The 19268-nt window shown below is 32.1% G+C and carries 14 protein-coding genes; all 14 read left to right on the top strand.

The window, feature by feature from the left end:
• Positions 1–41: 41 nt before the first annotated feature.
• A complete protein-coding gene (locus KM800_RS01370) occupies positions 42–1244 on the top strand; it encodes an FtsW/RodA/SpoVE family cell cycle protein (protein WP_217811457.1) in 1203 nt (400 codons plus the stop codon).
• A 1-nt stretch (position 1245) separates the two neighbouring features.
• Positions 1246–2673, top strand: a complete 1428-nt coding sequence (locus KM800_RS01365; RefSeq protein ID WP_217811456.1) for a peptidoglycan D,D-transpeptidase FtsI family protein — start codon at positions 1246–1248, stop codon at positions 2671–2673.
• 115 nt (positions 2674–2788) lie between these two features.
• The gene (locus tag KM800_RS01360; RefSeq protein ID WP_217811455.1) at positions 2789–3397 is read left to right on the top strand and encodes a metal-dependent hydrolase; all 609 of its coding nucleotides are present in this window, start codon (positions 2789–2791) and stop codon (positions 3395–3397) included.
• Between the two features lie 37 nt (positions 3398–3434).
• Positions 3435–5303: an excinuclease ABC subunit UvrC gene (gene uvrC, locus KM800_RS01355; protein ID WP_217811454.1), complete on the top strand. Its 1869-nt coding sequence runs from the start codon at positions 3435–3437 to the stop codon at positions 5301–5303.
• A gap of 118 nt (positions 5304–5421) precedes the next feature.
• A complete protein-coding gene (gene murB / locus KM800_RS01350; protein ID WP_217811453.1) occupies positions 5422–6336 on the top strand; it encodes a UDP-N-acetylmuramate dehydrogenase in 915 nt (304 codons plus the stop codon).
• A 150-nt stretch (positions 6337–6486) separates the two neighbouring features.
• Complete coding sequence (gene rapZ / locus KM800_RS01345) at positions 6487–7371, top strand: RNase adapter RapZ (protein ID WP_217811452.1); 885 nt, start codon at positions 6487–6489, stop codon at positions 7369–7371.
• Positions 7368–8699 (top strand): gluconeogenesis factor YvcK family protein, encoded by a 1332-nt coding sequence (locus KM800_RS01340; protein ID WP_217811451.1) that lies wholly within the window; start codon positions 7368–7370, stop codon positions 8697–8699. The genes rapZ and KM800_RS01340 overlap by 4 nt, the downstream gene beginning before the upstream one ends.
• 13 nt (positions 8700–8712) lie before the next feature.
• Entirely contained in the window at positions 8713–9666 is a 954-nt protein-coding gene (whiA, locus tag KM800_RS01335; RefSeq protein ID WP_217811450.1) for a DNA-binding protein WhiA, read from the top strand.
• A gap of 9 nt (positions 9667–9675) precedes the next feature.
• On the top strand, positions 9676–10980 hold the full coding sequence (locus tag KM800_RS01330; protein WP_217811449.1) for a DRTGG domain-containing protein: 1305 nt from the start codon (positions 9676–9678) through the stop codon (positions 10978–10980).
• A 20-nt stretch (positions 10981–11000) separates the two neighbouring features.
• The gene (locus tag KM800_RS01325; RefSeq protein ID WP_217811448.1) at positions 11001–11285 is read left to right on the top strand and encodes a Dabb family protein; all 285 of its coding nucleotides are present in this window, start codon (positions 11001–11003) and stop codon (positions 11283–11285) included.
• A 50-nt stretch (positions 11286–11335) separates the two neighbouring features.
• Positions 11336–14812: a DNA polymerase III subunit alpha gene (locus KM800_RS01320; RefSeq protein ID WP_217811447.1), complete on the top strand. Its 3477-nt coding sequence runs from the start codon at positions 11336–11338 to the stop codon at positions 14810–14812.
• A gap of 212 nt (positions 14813–15024) precedes the next feature.
• Entirely contained in the window at positions 15025–15981 is a 957-nt protein-coding gene (gene pfkA / locus KM800_RS01315; protein WP_217811446.1) for a 6-phosphofructokinase, read from the top strand.
• Between the two features lie 42 nt (positions 15982–16023).
• Positions 16024–17442: a pyruvate kinase gene (pyk, locus tag KM800_RS01310; protein ID WP_217811445.1), complete on the top strand. Its 1419-nt coding sequence runs from the start codon at positions 16024–16026 to the stop codon at positions 17440–17442.
• Between the two features lie 248 nt (positions 17443–17690).
• Entirely contained in the window at positions 17691–19097 is a 1407-nt protein-coding gene (rlmD, locus tag KM800_RS01305; protein ID WP_217811444.1) for a 23S rRNA (uracil(1939)-C(5))-methyltransferase RlmD, read from the top strand.
• Positions 19098–19268 lie beyond the last annotated feature (171 nt).

Raw genomic sequence — 19268 nt, 5'->3', positions numbered from 1 at the left:
TATCATATTATTAGGCATATTTTATAGGGTGGTGAGTGTAATTGGATACTACTAGAGATGAGAAAAAATTACTTAAATATACATATTTACTGTGTTTATTTTGTTTTTTTAATCTAGCTGTAATAAAACAGCCTTTTGATAAAGGGGCTATGATAATGGCAGTAGTCATTTGCCTGTTAGTTGGATATTCTTATTTTGTAATAAGAAGATTTTTTTCAGATGGAGATAAATATATATTTATTTTTTCAAGTATCTTGTCAGTTATAGGCATGGTAATGCTATATAGAATAAATACGGCTGTTTCAATTAAGCAAATTATATGGTTTGCAATTGGAGTTACTGGGTTTATATTAATTGTAGTTTTAATGCCAGACACAACAAGTTTTAGTAAATATAAATATATATATTTAATATGTACTTTAATATTTATGGGTATGGGCTTTTTTGCAGGTACAGAAATAAATGGTTCTAAAAACTGGGTTAGTATAGGTGGAATGCAATTTCAACCCTCGGAGTTTGGTAAATTATTTTTAGTGGCTTATCTGGCTTCTGAGTTAAAAAAATATGAAAATTTCAAGAATCTCATAATTCCATGTATAGTAGTAATGATCTCTCTGGGATTTATGGTAATTCAAAAGGATCTTGGTTCTGCACTTATATTTTTTGGGATAACTATAACTATGCTATACATAGCTACATCAAAATTCAGATATGTAATAGTGTGTTTTTTATTGGCAGCAGTTGGAGCAGTTATAAGTTATCATATGTTTGGACATGTAAGATTAAGGGTAATGATATGGAGAAATCCATGGCCTTATGTTAGTGACCAAAGTTATCAAGTAGTACAGTCCTTATTTTCTATAGCATCTGGAGGACTAACAGGATCTGGACTTGGATTAGGACATCCGGAATTTGTACCAATAAATACTACGGATTTTATATTTGCAGCTTTATGTGAGGAACTTGGTATATTGATGGGATTTGCCATTATAATATTGTATTTTTTACTTTTCTACAGATGTATGAGGGCAGCAGTTTATTGCAATGATAAGTTTTCAAGACTTTTGGCGGTAGGATATAGTGCTATGATTGCATCTCAAGTTTTGGTTATAGTTGGAGGTGTTATGAATGCAATTCCACTTACAGGAGTAACTCTGCCACTTGTGAGTTACGGAGGAAGTTCCATGTTGATAACATTTTTTTCTCTGGGTATAATTCAAAAGATATCAGAAGAGGGTAGGTAGTATGAATAATACACTAAATAATATAAAAAAAGTGATGTTTGTTTTTTTAATATGTTTTATAGGATTGATTTCCTATATGACTTATTTTGAAATGATTGTAGGACCCAGTGTAGTAAATAGTGGTTATAACAGAAGAACATGGATCAAGAGAAATGAAGTACTGAGAGGTACCATATATGATAGAAATGGAGATGCTTTGACTAAAAGTGAGCCTGTAAATTCTGAAACTCAAAAAAGAGAATATACAGGAGGAGCAGCATTTTCACACGCTCTTGGGTATGTAAATCAAAAGTATGGAATAACAGGGCTTGAAAGAAAATATGATTCAGATCTTATGACTACAGATATAAAGGACAGTTTAAAAAGTCTGATTTTAAGTAAAGGACAAAGTAAGAAAAAAGTTGGTAATGGAGTAAAAACTACTCTTGACATGGCAACTCAAAAAAAAGCTTATGACCTTTTAGGAGATAATAGGGGGGCTGTTGTTGTGCTGAATCCTAAAACTGGAGCAGTAATTGCAATGGTATCAAAACCCTCTTTTGATCCTAATAATCTCGAAGACAATTGGTCAGCTATAAATAAAGATTCAAGCAGACCTCTCTTAAATAGAGCTACTGCAGGATTGTATCCTCCAGGATCTACATTTAAAACTGTAACAGCAATAAGTGCACTTGAGAACATGTCAAATGCACAAAATAGAACCATACAGGATACAGGTTCTGTTCAAATAGGATCAGATTATGCACTGCATAATTATAATGGGGAAGTTCTCGGAACTCTGAATCTTTATCAAGCTTATACTCATTCAAGCAATGTGTATTTTGGAACTTTAGCACTTGAGCTTGGTAATAATACATTGAAAAATACTGCTGAGAAATTCTTTTTCAACAAGAGCATTCCAACGGATGGTATACCTGTGGAAGCCAGCCATTTTCCAACATTGAAATCTTATGAAAGAGGAAGCATAGCTCAAAGTGGTATAGGTCAGAGTAGTGTTCTTGCAAGTCCTCTTCAGATGGCAGTAGTAACAAGTACTATAGCAAATGGTGGTGTAATGATGAAGCCTCATCTTGTAACAAGTGTAGTTACCAGCAGAGGAAATTTGGTAAAGACAATATCTCCAGAATCAGCTGGTCAGGTAATATCATCAAATACAGCCGATATTATGAAGAATATGATGAAATCAGTAGTTGATAATGGTACAGGAACGGGAGCCTATATAAATGGAATAGAAGTTGCAGGAAAAACTGGTACTGCAGATAATCAGACTATGGGGGCCGGATCTCCTCCACATTCATGGTTTATAGGTTTTGCACCATACGATGATCCACAAGTTGCCATTGCAGTAATTGTAGAAAATGGTGGTCAGGGAGGAAAAGCCGCTGCCACAATAGCATCACAAGTAATAAGTACAGCTTTAGGAAAATAAGTGTATAATCCATTGTTTTCCCGGGAAATTTTGTTGAAAAAAGTAATATTATATAAGATTTAATGCTATAATATACTCACTTAAGTTAAACTTTATTCAACGAAAAGGAGAAAAAATGAAAGGTAGAACTCATGCTGGAATGGGAGTAATTACTTTTTTATCCATTTATAAATTTCTCCCGGGAGGATTTAACTATTTAGGTATGATAGTAGTTTTATTTGCATCTATATTGCCAGATATAGATCATCCTAAAAGTATAGTAAATAAATATATACTTCCTTTTAAAAATAAAATGACAAAAGTTACTCTATATGGTTGTATAGGTGCAGTGCTTTTATGGTACAATTATTTGTATTTGGATAAACCTATAATAAAGGCTCTGGGTATAGTTTTTATTATAATAGCAGTATCCTCACATAGAGGAGGACTTACCCATAGTTTAATGGGAATGTCATTATTTTCCTTTGTAGCTGGATATATAGGCAATATGTATAATATACATTATCTGGTATATTATTTTATGATAGGATATGGTATGCACCTTATATGTGACATGTTTACTAATATGGGAGTGCCCTTATTTTATCCTTTTAGAAAGAAAAAAGTAAAGTTTCCATTTACTTATAAAACTAATTCTAAAATCGGTTCTGCTATAGAGCAATTACTTATGATAGGCGGACTCTTATTTACTATTTATAAAATACCAGTGATATTTTATAAATAGTTTAATCTAGAAACTTTATTATATAGAGGATGATAGTATGTTTGACCTTGAATTTCAATTAAAAGTATTGCCGGATAAACCTGGTGTATACATTATGAAAAATTCCCTTGGTGGAGTTATATATGTTGGAAAAGCCAAAGTATTAAAAAATAGAGTGCGACAATATTTTCAAAGTTCAAGACATCACTCTGCCAAGGTAAAAGCAATGGTGGAAAATATATACGAGTTTGAATATATAGTTACAGATTCTGAAATAGAAGCTCTTATATTGGAGTGTAACCTTATAAAAAGGTATAGGCCGAAATATAATATACTGCTTAAGGACGACAAACATTATCCGTTTATGAAGATTACCATGAATGAAGATTTCCCGAGGATAATTATTACAAGGAGCATTAAAAAAGATGGATCAAAATACTTTGGACCATTTCCCAATTCGTCTTTTGTATATGAAACTATAGAACTTATAAAAAAAATATTTCCAATAAGAACATGCAGAATGAAAATAATAGAAAATGAAACTCATATAAGACCTTGTTTGAATTATTTTATAAAATTGTGCAAGGCACCTTGTGCTGCTCATATAAATAAAAATGAATATGGAATAATAGTGAACGAAATCATAGAACTTCTATCAGGCAAAGACAAAAAAATACTAAGTGGATTAAAAGAAGAAATGAACAATGTATCTATGAAGTTGGATTTTGAAAAAGCAGCCAACATAAGAGATAAAATTTTTGCAGTTCGAAAAGTAACAGAGAAGCAAAAGATAATAACTGGAAATTTTGAAGATGAAGATTTCATAAATATATCATCCGATGAAGTAGATAGCTGCGTACAAATATTTTTCTTAAGAGATGGCAAAATAGTTGGAAGAGAGCATTATATTATTGAAAATACTGTAGATTCTCCTAAGGGGGAAATAATTGCTGATTTTATTAAAGAATTTTATGGTGGAACTGCACATATAGCAAAGAATATATATGTACCTGTAGTGGAAGATTATGAACTGCTGCAAAAGTGGTTATCAATGAAAAAAAATTCCAAGGTAAATATAAAGATTCCATATAGAGGTGATAAGAAAGCTACTTTAAAATTAGTCGAAAAAAATTCTCAAACTATGCTTGCAAATTTCAAGATGAAGTTTATCCAGGATAATCAAATACATAAGAAGGCATTAGAAGAATTAACTGAAAGTTTAAATTTGGATGATATTCCTCATAGAATAGAAGCTTATGACATATCAAATATACAAGGTGTTGATTCTGTTGGAAGCATGGTAGTTTTTGAAAATGGAACAGCAAAGCACAGCGATTATAGAAGATTTAAAATAAATACCGTTAAAGGTGCAAATGATTATGACAGTTTATACGAGATATTGTCCAGAAGATTTAAACATGGGTTAGACGAAATAAAGAGGATACAGGATAAAAATTTAAAACTAAGCGCGGGGAAATTTTGTGTATTTCCAGACCTGATTCTCATGGATGGTGGAAAAGGTCAGATAAACATTGCACTTAAAGTATTAAAAGAATTTGATATAAGTATACCAGTTTGTGGAATGGTTAAGGATGATAATCACAAAACAAGGGGACTTATATATAATAATATAGAGCTTTTAATAAAATCCAATTCAAACCTGATGAGGTTTATAACTAGAATACAGGACGAAGTTCATAGGTTCGCTATAACATACCATAGAAGTTTGAGAAACAAGAGAGTACTTCATTCAATATTGGATGATATACCTAATGTAGGAAATCATAGAAGAAAAGAACTATTGAAAAAATTTGGGAGTATAGACAACATAAAAACAGCTGAAATAGAAGAACTTGTAAATACACCTTCTATTGACAGACGTACAGCTCAAAGTATTGTAGATTTTTTTAAAAATCAGAAAAATTAGTTGTGCTGGCATCTTTCTGTCTAATTATCAAAAAAAGTATATATAAGCCTTGATTAAGATGCATATGTACACTATACTAGATTAAGATTTTAAATTAAATTTCAAGGAGAATAGAACCATGAATAAATTTAGAGATTTTAGTAATGATTTAATAAAAATATTAGATGAAAAAGATATAAAAATAGATGAGCCTATGAGTAATCATACTTCTTTTAAAGTTGGAGGGCCTGCAGATATTCTTATAACTCCTGAAAGTGCAGATCAAGTTTTAGATGTAGTGAAACTGTGTAAAGCAAAGAATGTACCTTACTACATAATGGGAAATGGTTCTAATTTGTTGGTTAAAGATGGGGGAATAAGGGGAGTAGTTGTAAAGCTAACCAAGTTGAAGAGTATAAAAGTTCAGGGCAACAGAATTATAGTATCAAGTGGTGCATGTTTAAAGGATGTTTCACAGAAAGCTTTGGATAATAGTTTGACGGGATTTGAATTTGCATGTGGGATTCCTGGAAGCGTGGGCGGAGCTGTTACTATGAATGCAGGAGCATATAATGGAGAAATATCAAATGTTATTGAAAGTGTAATTGTAATAGACAACCATACTAAAAAGAGAATACTAAACCTTGAACAATTGGAACTTGCTTATAGGATGAGTTCTATATTAAAGTATGGATATATTGTTTTGCAAGTTACGTTTAACTTGGAAAAGGGAAATCATAGTAAAATCAATGACAGAATTGAAAGTCTAAATAGAAGAAGAAGTGAAAAACAGCCTCTTGAATATCCATCAGCAGGAAGTACTTTCAAGAGACCAGAAGGCCATTTCGCAGCTAAATTAATAGAAGACAGTGGTTTAAAAGGGACGAGTATTGGGGGAGCACAAGTATCTGAAAAACATTCAGGATTTATAATAAATAAAAAGGATGCAACCTCAAATGATATATTGGATCTAATAAAGTTAGTTCAAGATACAGTAAAACAGAAGTTCGATGTAGATCTTTATACAGAAGTTAGAATTATTGGAGAAGATTGATATTCAGGAATAATTCATATATTATAGAAATGGAGAATCCGCTTGAGATAGGCTGGATCCTCTATTTTTTATGAAATTTTTTTATGTTATAATTATAACAGTGCATCTATTGTAATATAATAAAATTATTGCTAATTAGGAGGGACGATTATGAGATTTGTTATAGTAACAGGTCTATCCGGTGCAGGTAAAACTCAGGCTGTAAGAAATTTAGAGGATTTAGGATATTTTTGTGTGGATAATCTTCCATCTACATTAATACCTAAATTTGTGGAAGCATGTTATAAAGCTGATGGTAAAATTGATAAAATAGCCTTGGTTATAGATATACGGGGTGGCCAATTTTTTGATAATATATTTGAAAGCCTGAGTTATTTAAAAAAACAGGGATATAAATATGAGATACTCTTTTTAGATGCATCAGATGAGGTTTTAATAAAGAGATTTAAGGAATCAAGAAGGAAACATCCTTTAGCTCCAGAAGGAAGAATATTAAAGGGAATAACTATGGAGAGAAATAAACTTAGAGAATTAAAGAATAAAGCAGATAATATAATAGATACTTCTAAACTGGCTACAAGGGAACTCAAGGAAGAAATAACCAAGATATATTCAGAAGAGGGACAGATAGAAACCCAGCTTATGATAACAGTACTTTCATTTGGATTCAAATATGGAATACCAGTAGATTCAGATCTAGTATTTGATGTTAGATTCCTTCCTAATCCATTTTATATACCAGAGTTAAAGAAGTATTCTGGAAATGATAAATTAGTTGCAGATTATATAATGGGATTTGACCAGACAGGACAATTCATAGATAAACTTTCTGACATGTTGGAATTTTTAATACCATATTATATCAAAGAAGGAAAAAGACAACTTATTATATCCATAGGATGTACTGGAGGAAGACATAGGTCTGTAGCAATTGCAAATATAATTTATGACAAATTAAATAAAATCGGTCATAAAGTTAATATAGATCATAGGGATATTGAGGAAGATGTAAATAAAGGTGGTAAAAAACTATGAAAATTATGGGTTGGCTCAGACCTGGAATAAAAGTCAAAAGATGGGTTATGCTTGGAATCATGGGTGGACTATTTATAATATTCGGGGTAATTGAATTTATAAACAGAAGATTTTATAGTATGTATTATATATCATTTTATATATTCCTAATTATATCCGGAGTTTTTGTAGTATACATTTCAGTAACTCAGGGAATGAGATCCATAATAGCACTTATAAACAAAGGTTATTTAAATGTATCCTTAAGTTCCGCAAAATTGGAAAACTTGATATATGAAAAAAGACTTCTTGTAAAAGGACCTAAAATAGTTGCAATTGGTGGGGGAACTGGACTTTCAACCATGCTTAGAGGTCTTAAATATTACACTTCCAATATAACTGCAATAGTAACAGTTGGAGATGATGGTGGAGGTTCGGGAGATCTAAGAGAAGATTTGGGAATATTACCACCTGGAGATATAAGAAACTGCATATTGGCTCTTGCAGATACTGAACCCCTTATGGAAGATTTGCTTCAGTATAGATTTAAAGATGGAAGGCTAAAAAATCAAAGCTTTGGGAATCTATTTTTGGCAGCCATGGATGGCATATCTTCAAATTTTGAAGAAGCTGTTCATAAGATGAGTTCAGTATTGGCAGTAACGGGAAAAGTCATGCCGGTAACTCTTGACAATCTGGTGTTAAAAGCAAAGTATAAAGATGGTTCTATGGCTCAAGGAGAATCCACTATTCCTGAAGAAGCTATAAAGAGGAATACTAAAATAGATAAATTATTTATTGAACCAAAGGGAGCCAGGGCTTTAAAAGAAGCAATTCAAGCTATAGTTGAGGCAGATGCTGTAATTCTCGGACCAGGAAGTTTATATACTAGTGTTATACCAAATCTATTAGTTAAGGACATTGCAGAGGCTCTTCAGAAAACAAAAGGTATAAAAATTTATATATCCAATATAATGACTCAACCAGGAGAAACAGATGGCTTTTCAGTTTCAGATCATATAAAGACAATTTATAATCATGGTGGAAATGGAATAATTGACTATGTGATTGTAAATGCAGGGAGAATAGATAAAAGCCTGGCAGGTAAATATCATGAAGAAGCTTCACATCTTGTAGATATAGATGAAGATGAAGTAAACAAATTAGGAGTAAAAGTTATAGAGGGAGATTTTATTAGTGCAAAAAATGGATTAATAAGGCATAATTCTGAAAAACTTGCATCTATATTAATAGAAACAATTATGGATAAAAAATTGTTGTATGATAGAAAGAAGATAATCGAATATTTCTATTTGTCTGAGAGAATTAAAGAAAATAAAAAGCAGTAGGAAGGTGATAAAAATGTCATTTTCGTTGAAGGTAAAAAATGAAGTATGCAGGCATATAAATATTAGTAAAGGGGAAGCTGTAGCTGAGTTGTCCGCTATAATGAAGGTAAGCGGTACGTTATCTTTAGGTTCCAATAAACAGATGAGTTTTAAAGTAAATACAGAGAATCCTACTATTGCAAGATTTATTTTTATTATATTAAAAGATAAATTTGACATACATAGTAAGATATTGGCAACAAAGAGCAATTCCTTAAAGAAGAACAATATATATATAGTTGTTATTACTGAAAAAATGCATGTTGAAAATTTACTCAAAGATATAGGACTTCTTAAAAAAGAGGAAAATGTATTTTCGCTGGATTATAGCATACCAGATATAGTGTTTGAAAAAGATGAGTACAAAAAAGCTTATATAAGAGGAGCTTTCCTTGGAGGCGGCAGTATAAGCAATCCAGAAAAAACATATCACCTTGAATTTGTAACTCACAATGAAAATTATGCACATGACTTAAGTAATCTTATAAATGAATATGGACTGAACTCTAAAGTTATTCAGAGAAAAAGCAGTTTTATAGTTTATTTAAAAGAAGGTGAGCAAATAGTAGATTTATTAAACATAGTGGGAGCTCATTCTGCACTTTTGGATTTAGAGAACATAAGAATAATGAAAGAAATGAGGAATAATATTAATAGACTGGTAAATTGTGAAACTGCCAATTTAAGTAAAACTGTAAATGCATCAGTAAGACAAACTGAAAGTATAAAATTGATAAAGAGGGAAATCGGGCTTTTACGTCTTCCACAAAACCTAAGAGAAATAGCAGAACTAAGACTAAATCATCCAGATGAATCGCTTAAAGAATTAGGTGAAATGCTAAATCCTACTGTAGGAAAATCAGGAGTAAATCATAGATTAAGGAGAATTGAAAAAATAGCAGATGAACTGAGGAGAGAAGAGAGGTAGGAGTAGATTATGTCAAAACATGAAGATATAATCAAGTATATACTTTCACTTGATGTTGGTACCAAAATATCAGTCAGAAGTATAGCTAGTGATTTGGGAGTAAGTGATGGAACGGCATATAGGGCAATAAAGGATTCTGATAATTTGGGAATTGTTACGACTATTCCAAGGGTAGGTACAATACGAATAGAAAAAGTTGAAAAGAAAAATATTGAATCTCTTACTTATGGTGAAGTTATAAATATTATAGATGGAACTCTGCTTGGAGGAAAAGATGGAGTATATAAGGTGCTTCACTATTTTGTTATAGGGGCCATGACTATAGATGCAATGGAAAAATATATAAAGAAGGATTGTCTTTTAATAGTTGGAAATAGAGAAGAGGCCCAAAGACTTGCATTACTAAATAATTCAGGAGTTCTAATTACTGGTGGATTTCAATGTAGTGATGAAATAAGAGAACTTGCAAATGAAAAATGTCTTCCAGTCATATCTACTACGTATGATACATTTACAGTGGCAAGTATGATAAATAAAGCAATTTCTGAGAATTTAATAAAAAAGGATATTGTCCTTATAGAAGACATAATGGAAAACAACCCTGAATATTTAAGTATAAATGATACAGCTTTAAAGTGGAGGGAAAATTTAGAAAGAACTCAGCATGAAAGGTATCCTGTAGTAGATAATAAAAAGAGGGTAGTTGGCATTGTCACATTAAAAGATATACCAAATAAAACATCAGATGATGAATTAATAGGCAAGTTGATGTATAAGAATCCAATAACGCTTACTCCAAAAGCTACAGTAGCCTATGCAGCACATATAATGGGATGGGAGGGCATAGAATTATTCCCAGTAGTAAATGGTAAAACATTAGTGGGAGTTGTTACAAGAAAGGATGTCATAAGGGCTCTCCAATATATGGCTAGGCAACCTCAGCTTGGAGAAACTTTTGAGGATCTGGTATTAAAGGAATTTGAATTTAATACAGAAGGAGATTGTATTCATTTTTATGGAAAGATAGTTCCAGAAATGTTGAACCCAATTGGAACTGCATCATGGAGTTCTCTTAATATGATTCTTTCTACTATGGGTGTCATGACATTGAGACAAAACAACAATATAAATGTACTTGTAGACAGTATCAGTACTTATTTTATGAAACCACTTCAAATAGATAGTGTTATACACATATATTCTAATATAGTTGATATAGGAAGAAATTTTTGCAAGATAGAAATAGATATGTATAATGACAAAAAACAAATTGCTGGTAAATGTATTTTATCAGCACGAATAATAAGAAGTTAATATAAGGGGGAATTGTATTAATGTTTACACATATTGTTTTTTTCAAATTAAAGGATAGAAATACTGAAAATATAAAAAAGGCAAAGGAAATACTTATGAAAGTAGATGGAAAGATACCGGCTTTGAAGACTATAAAGATAGGTATTGACGTAGTAAAATCCGATAGATCTTATGATCTTGCATTAATTGCTACATTTGATTCAATAAAGGATATGGAGGCATATCAGATTCATCCAGTACATGTAAATGAAGTTCTATCTAATCTGAAGCCAATGATGGATTCATCGGTATCAGTAGATTTTTAAACTTTATATAGCACTTTTTTAGTGCTATCTGAAAGATGAGGTGAGTATGCATGGAAAATGAAAATCATGAATGGGTAAGTTTGCATCAACATACAGAGTACTCTCTTTTAGACTCTTCTGCCAAAATACCCAATCTTATAAAAAGGGCAAAGCAACTTGGAATGAAGAGCATGGCAATAACAGATCATGGAGTTATGTATGGATGTGTAGAATTTTATAAAGAGGCAAAAGCCCAGGGTATTAAGCCTATAATAGGTTGTGAAATATATGTTTCACAAAATTCGATGCATATAAAACAAAATAACGGTAAAAATGAAAATTATCATCTGGTGCTTTTAGTAAAGAATGAAGCAGGCTATAGAAATTTAATGAAAATAGTTTCTACAGCATCTACAGAAGGATTTTACTATAAGCCTAGAGTAGATCATGACTATCTATCCTCTCACAGTGAAGGCTTGATTGCCTTAAGTGCATGTTTAAGTGGAGAAGTTCAATCAAATATATTAAAAGATAATTTAAAGAGAGCTAAAGAGAACGCTGTATTCTATAGAGATACATTTAAAGATGGATTTTATCTTGAACTTCAGTATCATGGTATAGAAGATCAGATTAAGATCAACAAACAGTTGAAATTAATGTCAAAAGAATTAAATATACCCTTGGTTGCAACTAATGATGTCCATTACATAAGAAGAGAAGATTATAAATCACATGATGTATTGTTATGTATACAAACAGGAAAAACTGTAGATGAAGAAAATAGAATGAAATACCCTTCAGACCAGTTTTACTTGAAGTCCCAGAATGAAATGTATGAAATGTTTTCAGATGTTCCTGAAGCTATTGAAAATACGTTGAAAATAGCTGATGAGTGTAATTTTGACTACGAATTCCATAAATCAAAATTACCTAATTTTCCTCTTGATGAAGGCATAGACCATTATGAATACATGAAAGATCTGTGCTATAAGGGGTTAAAGGAAAGATATGCTGAGATTAATCAGATTCTAAAAGACAGACTAGAATATGAACTTGGAATAATAAAGAAAATGGGATATGTTGATTATTTCCTTATTGTATGGGACTTTATAAGATTTGCCAGACAGAATGGAATAATGACGGGGCCTGGACGTGGAAGCGGTGCAGGTTCTATAGTTGCGTATACTCTGGGAATTACCAAGATAGATCCAATAAAGTATAATCTTATATTTGAGAGATTTTTGAATCCTGAAAGAGTATCCATGCCGGATATTGATAGTGATTTTTGTTATGAAAGACGTGGAGAAGTAATAGAGTATGTTGTAAAGAAATATGGAGAACATAATGTATCTCAGATTATAACCTTTGGAACCATGGCGGCTAGAGCGTGTATAAGAGATGTAGGGAGAGCCATGAATTATCCATATGGTGAAGTCGACAGAATAGCAAAGATGATTCCTACGGTATTAAATATAACTATAGATAAGGCACTTGAAATGAATCCTGAATTTAAAGAGGACTATGATAGTGAACCTCGAACTAGTGAACTTATAGATATAGCCAGGGCTTTGGAAGGATTGCCAAGACATACATCCACCCATGCGGCAGGAGTTGTTATAGCTTCCCAGCCTCTTGTAAACTATGTTCCTCTTCAGAAAAATGAAGATAATATAGTAACTCAGTTTACAATGGGCACTTTGGAAGAACTTGGTTTGTTGAAGATGGATTTTTTGGGGCTGAGAACTTTAACTGTACTTAGAGATGCCATTACAATGATCAAAGAAAATAAAAATATTGATATAGATCTAGACAACATAGATTATGATGATAAATCCGTTTACAGTATGATAGGTGAAGGAAAGACAGTAGGTGTATTTCAGTTTGAATCTCCAGGGATAACTAATTTTGTGAAGGAATTAAAACCAGATTCATTGGAGGATATAATAGCCGGAACAAGTCTCTACAGACCGGGACCTATGTCTGAAATACCAAAGTACATAAGAAATAAGAATCATCCCGAGGAGGTCAATTACATAACTCCACAACTTGAACACATCTTGTCAGTTACTTATGGATGTATGGTGTATCAGGAACAAGTAATGCAAATTGTAAGAGATTTGGCAGGATATTCCATGGGAAGAAGTGACCTGGTAAGACGTGCCATGTCCAAAAAAAAGCATCATGTTATGGAAGAGGAAAGACATAATTTTGTATATGGAATAGTTGATGATGACGGAAATGTCAAGGTACCGGGATGTATAAGAAATGGTATATCCAAGGAAATTGCAAATAAGATATACGATTCCATGATAGATTTCGCCTCCTATGCTTTTAACAAGTCCCATGCTGCAGCTTATGCAGTAGTATCATTTCAAACTGCTTATTTAATGCATTATTATCCTGTTGAATTTACAGCGGCGATGCTGAATAGTATAAAGGGAGACAGTGAAAAAGTTGCATATTATATAAGATTTGCAAAAGATCAGCATATAGATATACTTCCACCGGATATCAACGAGAGTTATGCTAAATTTACAGTCAAAGGGAATAGTATAAGATTTGGTCTTTCTGCTATAAAAAATGTAGGAGAAAATATCATAGATAGTGTAGTAAGATCCAGAAATAAGTATGGAAAGTTTAAAGACCTGGTTGATTTTTGCAACAATGTGGAAATCACATGTATAAATAAGAGATTAATAGAAAGTTTAATTAAATCAGGAGCTTTTGATTGTTTTGGGATATATAGATCCAAACTTAGTGCTGTTCATGAAAAAGTACTTGAAAGTATAAACACATCTAGAAGAAGAAATATTGAAGGTCAGGTAAGCTTGTTTTCTACAGTTGATGACAGCAGCATAAGAATACATTACCCTGATATAAATGAATTTAAAGAAAGAGATAGGCTGGCTATGGAAAAGGAGATGACTGGACTATATCTATCTGGTCACCCATTGGACGAATACAAAAAAACGCTTGCTTTCAAGACTAGTGTAAAAATTTCAGATATACTCATGGATAAAAATCTTGAGGGAGAAATTGTTACTGAATCAAAAGTAAAAGATGGAGACAAGGTTATAATAGGAGGAATTGTTTCTGAACTTTCTAAAAAAGTAACTAAAAATAATGACATTATGGCATTTGCAAAATTAGAGGATTTATATGCATCTATAGAAGTTATAATATTTCCAAAGATACTCCAAAAATTTCGAAATCTTATTGAAGAAGATGCACTATTGATATTAAAGGGAAGAGTTAGCATAAGAGAAGAAGAAGAGCCCAAGATAATATGTGAGACTATAGAACCTCTTATTAAAATTGATACTAAAAAGTTGTATATTTTAATTGAAAGTGAAGACGATCTAAAAGATGATGTAAATAAATTTAGATCTTTAGTACAAAGGTATAAGGGAAATATTCCAGTATATATTTGCACCAAAAAGGAAAGAAAAAAATTTAGACTCGATAGAGAATTGTGGATTAAAAATGAAAATGGTATTTTAGATTATTTGAAAAATACTTTTGGTAATACAAATATTAAATTTATGTAATTGGAATAATTTGATATAAATATGGTTAAAATACTAAATGAAATATGAGTTTAGTATTTTAACCTTTTGTTTAAATTAACTTTATATTTTTTTGATGAAAAATGGGTAAATATATGATATAATTAAAAACATAGTTAGTATTTAAAAAATGCAAGTTTGTATGATATAAGTGGGACATAAATAGTCCCAGCGGTCATAGGAGGTATAAGCGTATGAGAACAATAGGTGTATTAACAAGTGGTGGCGATGCCCCTGGCATGAATGCGGCCATAAGAGCAGTGGTAAGAGCCGGTTTAGATAAAAGCTTCAATGTTATGGGAATACTGAGAGGTTATAGTGGACTCATAAGTGGTGAAATAATACCTATGGATAGACAAAGTGTTGCAGACATAATCCAAAGAGGTGGAACAATTTTAAGAACTGCACGTTGTTCAGAGTTTAAAACAGAAGAAGGAAGAAAAAGAGGAGCCAATATATTAAAGACTTTTGGAATAGATGGATTGGTTGTAATTGGTGGAGATGGATCCTTCAGAGGAGCACAACTATTATCAAAACTTGGAATATCAACCATAGGTTTACCAGGCACTATAGATAATGATCTAGCTTATACAGATTTTACTATAGGTTTTGATACTGCAACAAATACAGTATTAGATGCTATAAATAAATTAAGAGATACTTCTACATCTCATGAAAGAGTAAGTATAGTTGAAGTCATGGGAAGAAATTGTGGAGACATTGCACTTTATGCAGGTTTGGCTGGTGGAGCTGAAAATATAATCATCCCTGAAAAAGGATATGAACAGGATGCTCTATGCAGAACTATATTAGAAGGAAAAATGCATGGCAAAATGCATAATTTAGTAGTACTTGCAGAAGGAATTGGCGGTGCAGAAGATCTTGCTAAAAAAGTTGAAGAAATAACTGGAATAGAGGCAAGGGCTACAAAACTTGGACATATCCAAAGAGGTGGAAGCCCAAGTTGCCGAGATAGAATTCTGGCTTCACGAATGGCTTTTAGAGCTGTAGAATTACTTGAAGAAGGAAAGTCTTCCAGAGTTGTAGGAATTAAAGATGGAAAGATAATAGATGAGGATATAGATGAAGCTTTAGAGGAACCTAAACATTTTGATGAAAAATTATTTGAAATAGCCAATGCTTTATCATAATAAATTAAATAAATTAAAATTGTATTTAAAGGAGATTAAAATATGCAAAAGACTAAAATGATTTTTACCGTTGGTCCTGCTAGTGACACAGATGAAATTTTATCAAAACTTATTGAAGCTGGTATGAGTGCTTCAAGACATAATTTTTCACATGGTGACCATGAAGAGCATAAGGGAAGAATGGATTCAATAAAGAGACTTAGAAAGAAATACAATAAACAAATAGCTATCATACTTGATACAAAAGGACCAGAAATAAGAACTGGAGATTTTAAAGGCAAGCTTGAATTAGAAGAAGGTCAAAAATTCACTGTATATTGTGGAGAAGAAATTCTTGGAGATGAAACTAAGTGTTCCATAACTTATGCAGATCTTTATAAAGATGTAAAGCCTGGAGACAGCATACTTATTGATGATGGATTAGTAGGTATGGAGGTTGAAAGCGTAGATGGAAACAAAATAAAGTGTGTAGTTAAGAATACTGGCTTAGTTAGCAGTCATAAAGGTGTTAATGTACCAGGAGTATCCATCAAGCTTCCAGCTACTACAGAAAAAGATGAATCAGATTTGAAATTTGGATGCGAACAAGGCGTGGATATAGTAACAGCATCTTTTATAAGAAAAGCTCAAGATGTAATAACTATAAGAAATATACTTAAGAAAAACGGCGGAGAACATATCCAGATATTCTCAAAGGTAGAAAATCAGGAAGGTGTAGACAACATAGATGAAATAATAGAAGCTTCAGATGGAATAATGGTTGCAAGAGGAGATATGGGAGTTGAAATTCCAATAGAAAAAGTACCTCTTATACAAAAATCCATAATAGCTAAATGCAATAGTGTAGGTAAACCTGTTATAACAGCTACTCAAATGCTTGATTCAATGATAAGAAATCCAAGACCAACAAGAGCAGAAGCATCAGATATAGCAAATGCAATTTTTGATGGAACAGATGCTATAATGCTAAGTGGAGAATCTGCAAATGGTAAATATCCAGTAGAAGCAGCACAAACTATGGCAAGAATAGCTCAATCTGCAGAATCCAAGATTAATTTTGATGAATTACTTAAAAAGAAAAGAGAAGCTAGTGTAACTGATGTATCCAATGCCATAAGTTTTGCAGCTTGTTCTACAGCAGCTGAATTAAATGCAGATGCAATAATAACAGCTACTCAGAGCGGAAGTACAGCTGTAAGAGTTTCAAAGTACAGACCTGCTTGTCCAGTTATTGCAGCTACTCCAAATGAAAAAGTATGTAGAAAATTAGCTCTTAATTGGGGAGTTTTTGCAATACTTACAGACAAATATGAATCTACAGATGAAATGGTAGAAAAATCTATAGATGCATCATTAAAAGCTGGTTATATAAAGAAAGAAGATTTGGCGGTTATAACTGCAGGAGTACCAGTTAGCACTACTGGTACTACAAACATGATCAAGGTTAATGTAGTTAAATAGTCAGTTTATTAAATAACTCCGGGATTTTGCCTGGAGTTATTTCTTTTTTAAAAATTTTAATAAATTTAATAAAAAATATTGAAACATTATACAAAGTTAATGTATAATATAATGATACACGGTTAGAATTATTGATATGAAACTAAGAGACAACTGATTCTATATTATTTTGCACCTTTAAAACAGGTGCTATTTTTTTAGTTATACTTAAAAATTTATATATAATGTGATTTTATGGTGGTGGAGCAATGGAAAAGGCAGTACAAAAAAATGAAGAATATATAATAACTATAGATGGAATGGGATATGAAGGTGAAGGCGTAGGAAGAATAAATGGGTTCACAATATTCGTTCCCGAAGCTATATTTAATGAAAAAGTAAGGATAAAAATCGTAAAGGTAAACAAGAACTTTGCCTTTGGGAAAATTATTGAGATAATTGAAGAGTCAAAAGACAGATTAAAAGCAGAATGTAATATATATAAGAGATGTGGAGGCTGTCAACTTCAGCATATGTCTTATGATTCACAATTGAATTTTAAGAAAACAAGAGTTATAGACTGCTTGAAAAGAATAGGAAAGTTTAATGTAGAAGCAGATACTGGAATAGATGTACTGGATACTATTGGAATGAAAAATCCATGGAGATATAGAAATAAAGTCCAGCTGCCTGTAGGACAGAATAATGGAGATATAAACATAGGATTTTATGCAAGGAGAAGTCATGAAATAATAGATATGGATTCCTGTTGTATACAGAATGAAACTGCAGATATAGTAGTTGAAATTATACGTAAGTGGATGAAGAAATATAATATAGAAGCTTATGATGAAAAAAGCGGTAAAGGCGTTGTAAGGCATATAATGGTGAGAAGAGCATTTTCAACTGATGAGGTAATGGTAGTTATTATAACGGCTGTTTCTAGCCTGCCATTTAAATCTGAAATTATAGAACTTATAACAAATAATATATGCGGAGTTAAAAGTATAGTTCAAAATATAAATAGTAAAAAGACAAATACTGTATTGGGTGGAAAATGTATAACTCTCTGGGGTGAAGAAAGTATACATGATTATATAGGAAAGTTCAAATTTAGAATATCGCCATTGTCTTTTTTTCAGGTAAATCCAGTTCAAACGGAAATACTTTACAATAAGGTACTGGAATATGCAGAATTAACAGGCAATGAAATAGTATTCGACGCTTATTGTGGAACAGGAACAATATCATTATTTTTATCACAAAGAGCAAAAAAAGTATATGGGGTGGAAATAGTAGAGCAGGCTATAGAAAATGCCAGATTAAATGCAGCAGAAAATGGAATAGATAATGCTGAGTTTATAGTTGGAAAGTCAGAAGTAGCTATTCCAAGGTTAATAGATCGTGGAATAAAAGCTGATGTTGTTGTAGTGGATCCCCCTCGAAAAGGATGTGAAAGGGTTCTACTTGACGCAATTGGCAGGATGAAGCCAAAGAGAATAGTATATGTGTCCTGCAATCCCAGTACTCTTGCCAGGGATCTTAAAATTCTTGAGGAACTTGGATATTCGACTAAAGAAGTACAACCCGTAGACATGTTTTGCCAGACTGCTCATGTTGAGTCAGTTGTTCTGCTTACTAGGATTGAAAAGACGACGCAAGCAGTTTATAACTGACCATGCAAGGACTGCCCAAGAAGACGAGCTAAGGCGATGGCTGATTGGGAGCAGTCTACTGCTGAGACTATAGTGTTGCTACAAAGGAAAGATATGTAGAAATCCTTGATTTTAAGCACTTTCTCAAACATATCGTGTTTATAGAAAATAGTGATAAAAGCCGAAATAAAG

The sequence above is a fragment of the Clostridium tyrobutyricum genome, assembly GCF_019144085.1.
Lineage (GTDB): Bacteria > Bacillota > Clostridia > Clostridiales > Clostridiaceae > Clostridium_B > Clostridium_B tyrobutyricum_A.
Note: the sequence above shows the minus strand (reverse complement) of the source record. Positions and strands in the feature narration are given on the sequence as shown.

Bases quoted from the DNA above. Each gene is read 5' to 3' on its own strand.
- KM800_RS01365 (WP_217811456.1), top strand. From the start codon at position 1,246: ATGAATAATACACTAAATAATATAAAAAAAGTGATGTTTGTTTTTTTA.
- KM800_RS01360 (WP_217811455.1), top strand. From the start codon at position 2,789: ATGAAAGGTAGAACTCATGCTGGAATGGGAGTAATTACTTTTTTATCC.
- uvrC (WP_217811454.1), top strand. From the start codon at position 3,435: ATGTTTGACCTTGAATTTCAATTAAAAGTATTGCCGGATAAACCTGGT.
- murB (WP_217811453.1), top strand. From the start codon at position 5,422: ATGAATAAATTTAGAGATTTTAGTAATGATTTAATAAAAATATTAGAT.
- rapZ (WP_217811452.1), top strand. From the start codon at position 6,487: ATGAGATTTGTTATAGTAACAGGTCTATCCGGTGCAGGTAAAACTCAG.
- KM800_RS01340 (WP_217811451.1), top strand. From the start codon at position 7,368: ATGAAAATTATGGGTTGGCTCAGACCTGGAATAAAAGTCAAAAGATGG.
- whiA (WP_217811450.1), top strand. From the start codon at position 8,713: ATGTCATTTTCGTTGAAGGTAAAAAATGAAGTATGCAGGCATATAAAT.
- KM800_RS01330 (WP_217811449.1), top strand. From the start codon at position 9,676: ATGTCAAAACATGAAGATATAATCAAGTATATACTTTCACTTGATGTT.
- KM800_RS01325 (WP_217811448.1), top strand. From the start codon at position 11,001: ATGTTTACACATATTGTTTTTTTCAAATTAAAGGATAGAAATACTGAA.
- KM800_RS01320 (WP_217811447.1), top strand. From the start codon at position 11,336: ATGGAAAATGAAAATCATGAATGGGTAAGTTTGCATCAACATACAGAG.
- pfkA (WP_217811446.1), top strand. From the start codon at position 15,025: ATGAGAACAATAGGTGTATTAACAAGTGGTGGCGATGCCCCTGGCATG.
- pyk (WP_217811445.1), top strand. From the start codon at position 16,024: ATGCAAAAGACTAAAATGATTTTTACCGTTGGTCCTGCTAGTGACACA.
- rlmD (WP_217811444.1), top strand. From the start codon at position 17,691: ATGGAAAAGGCAGTACAAAAAAATGAAGAATATATAATAACTATAGAT.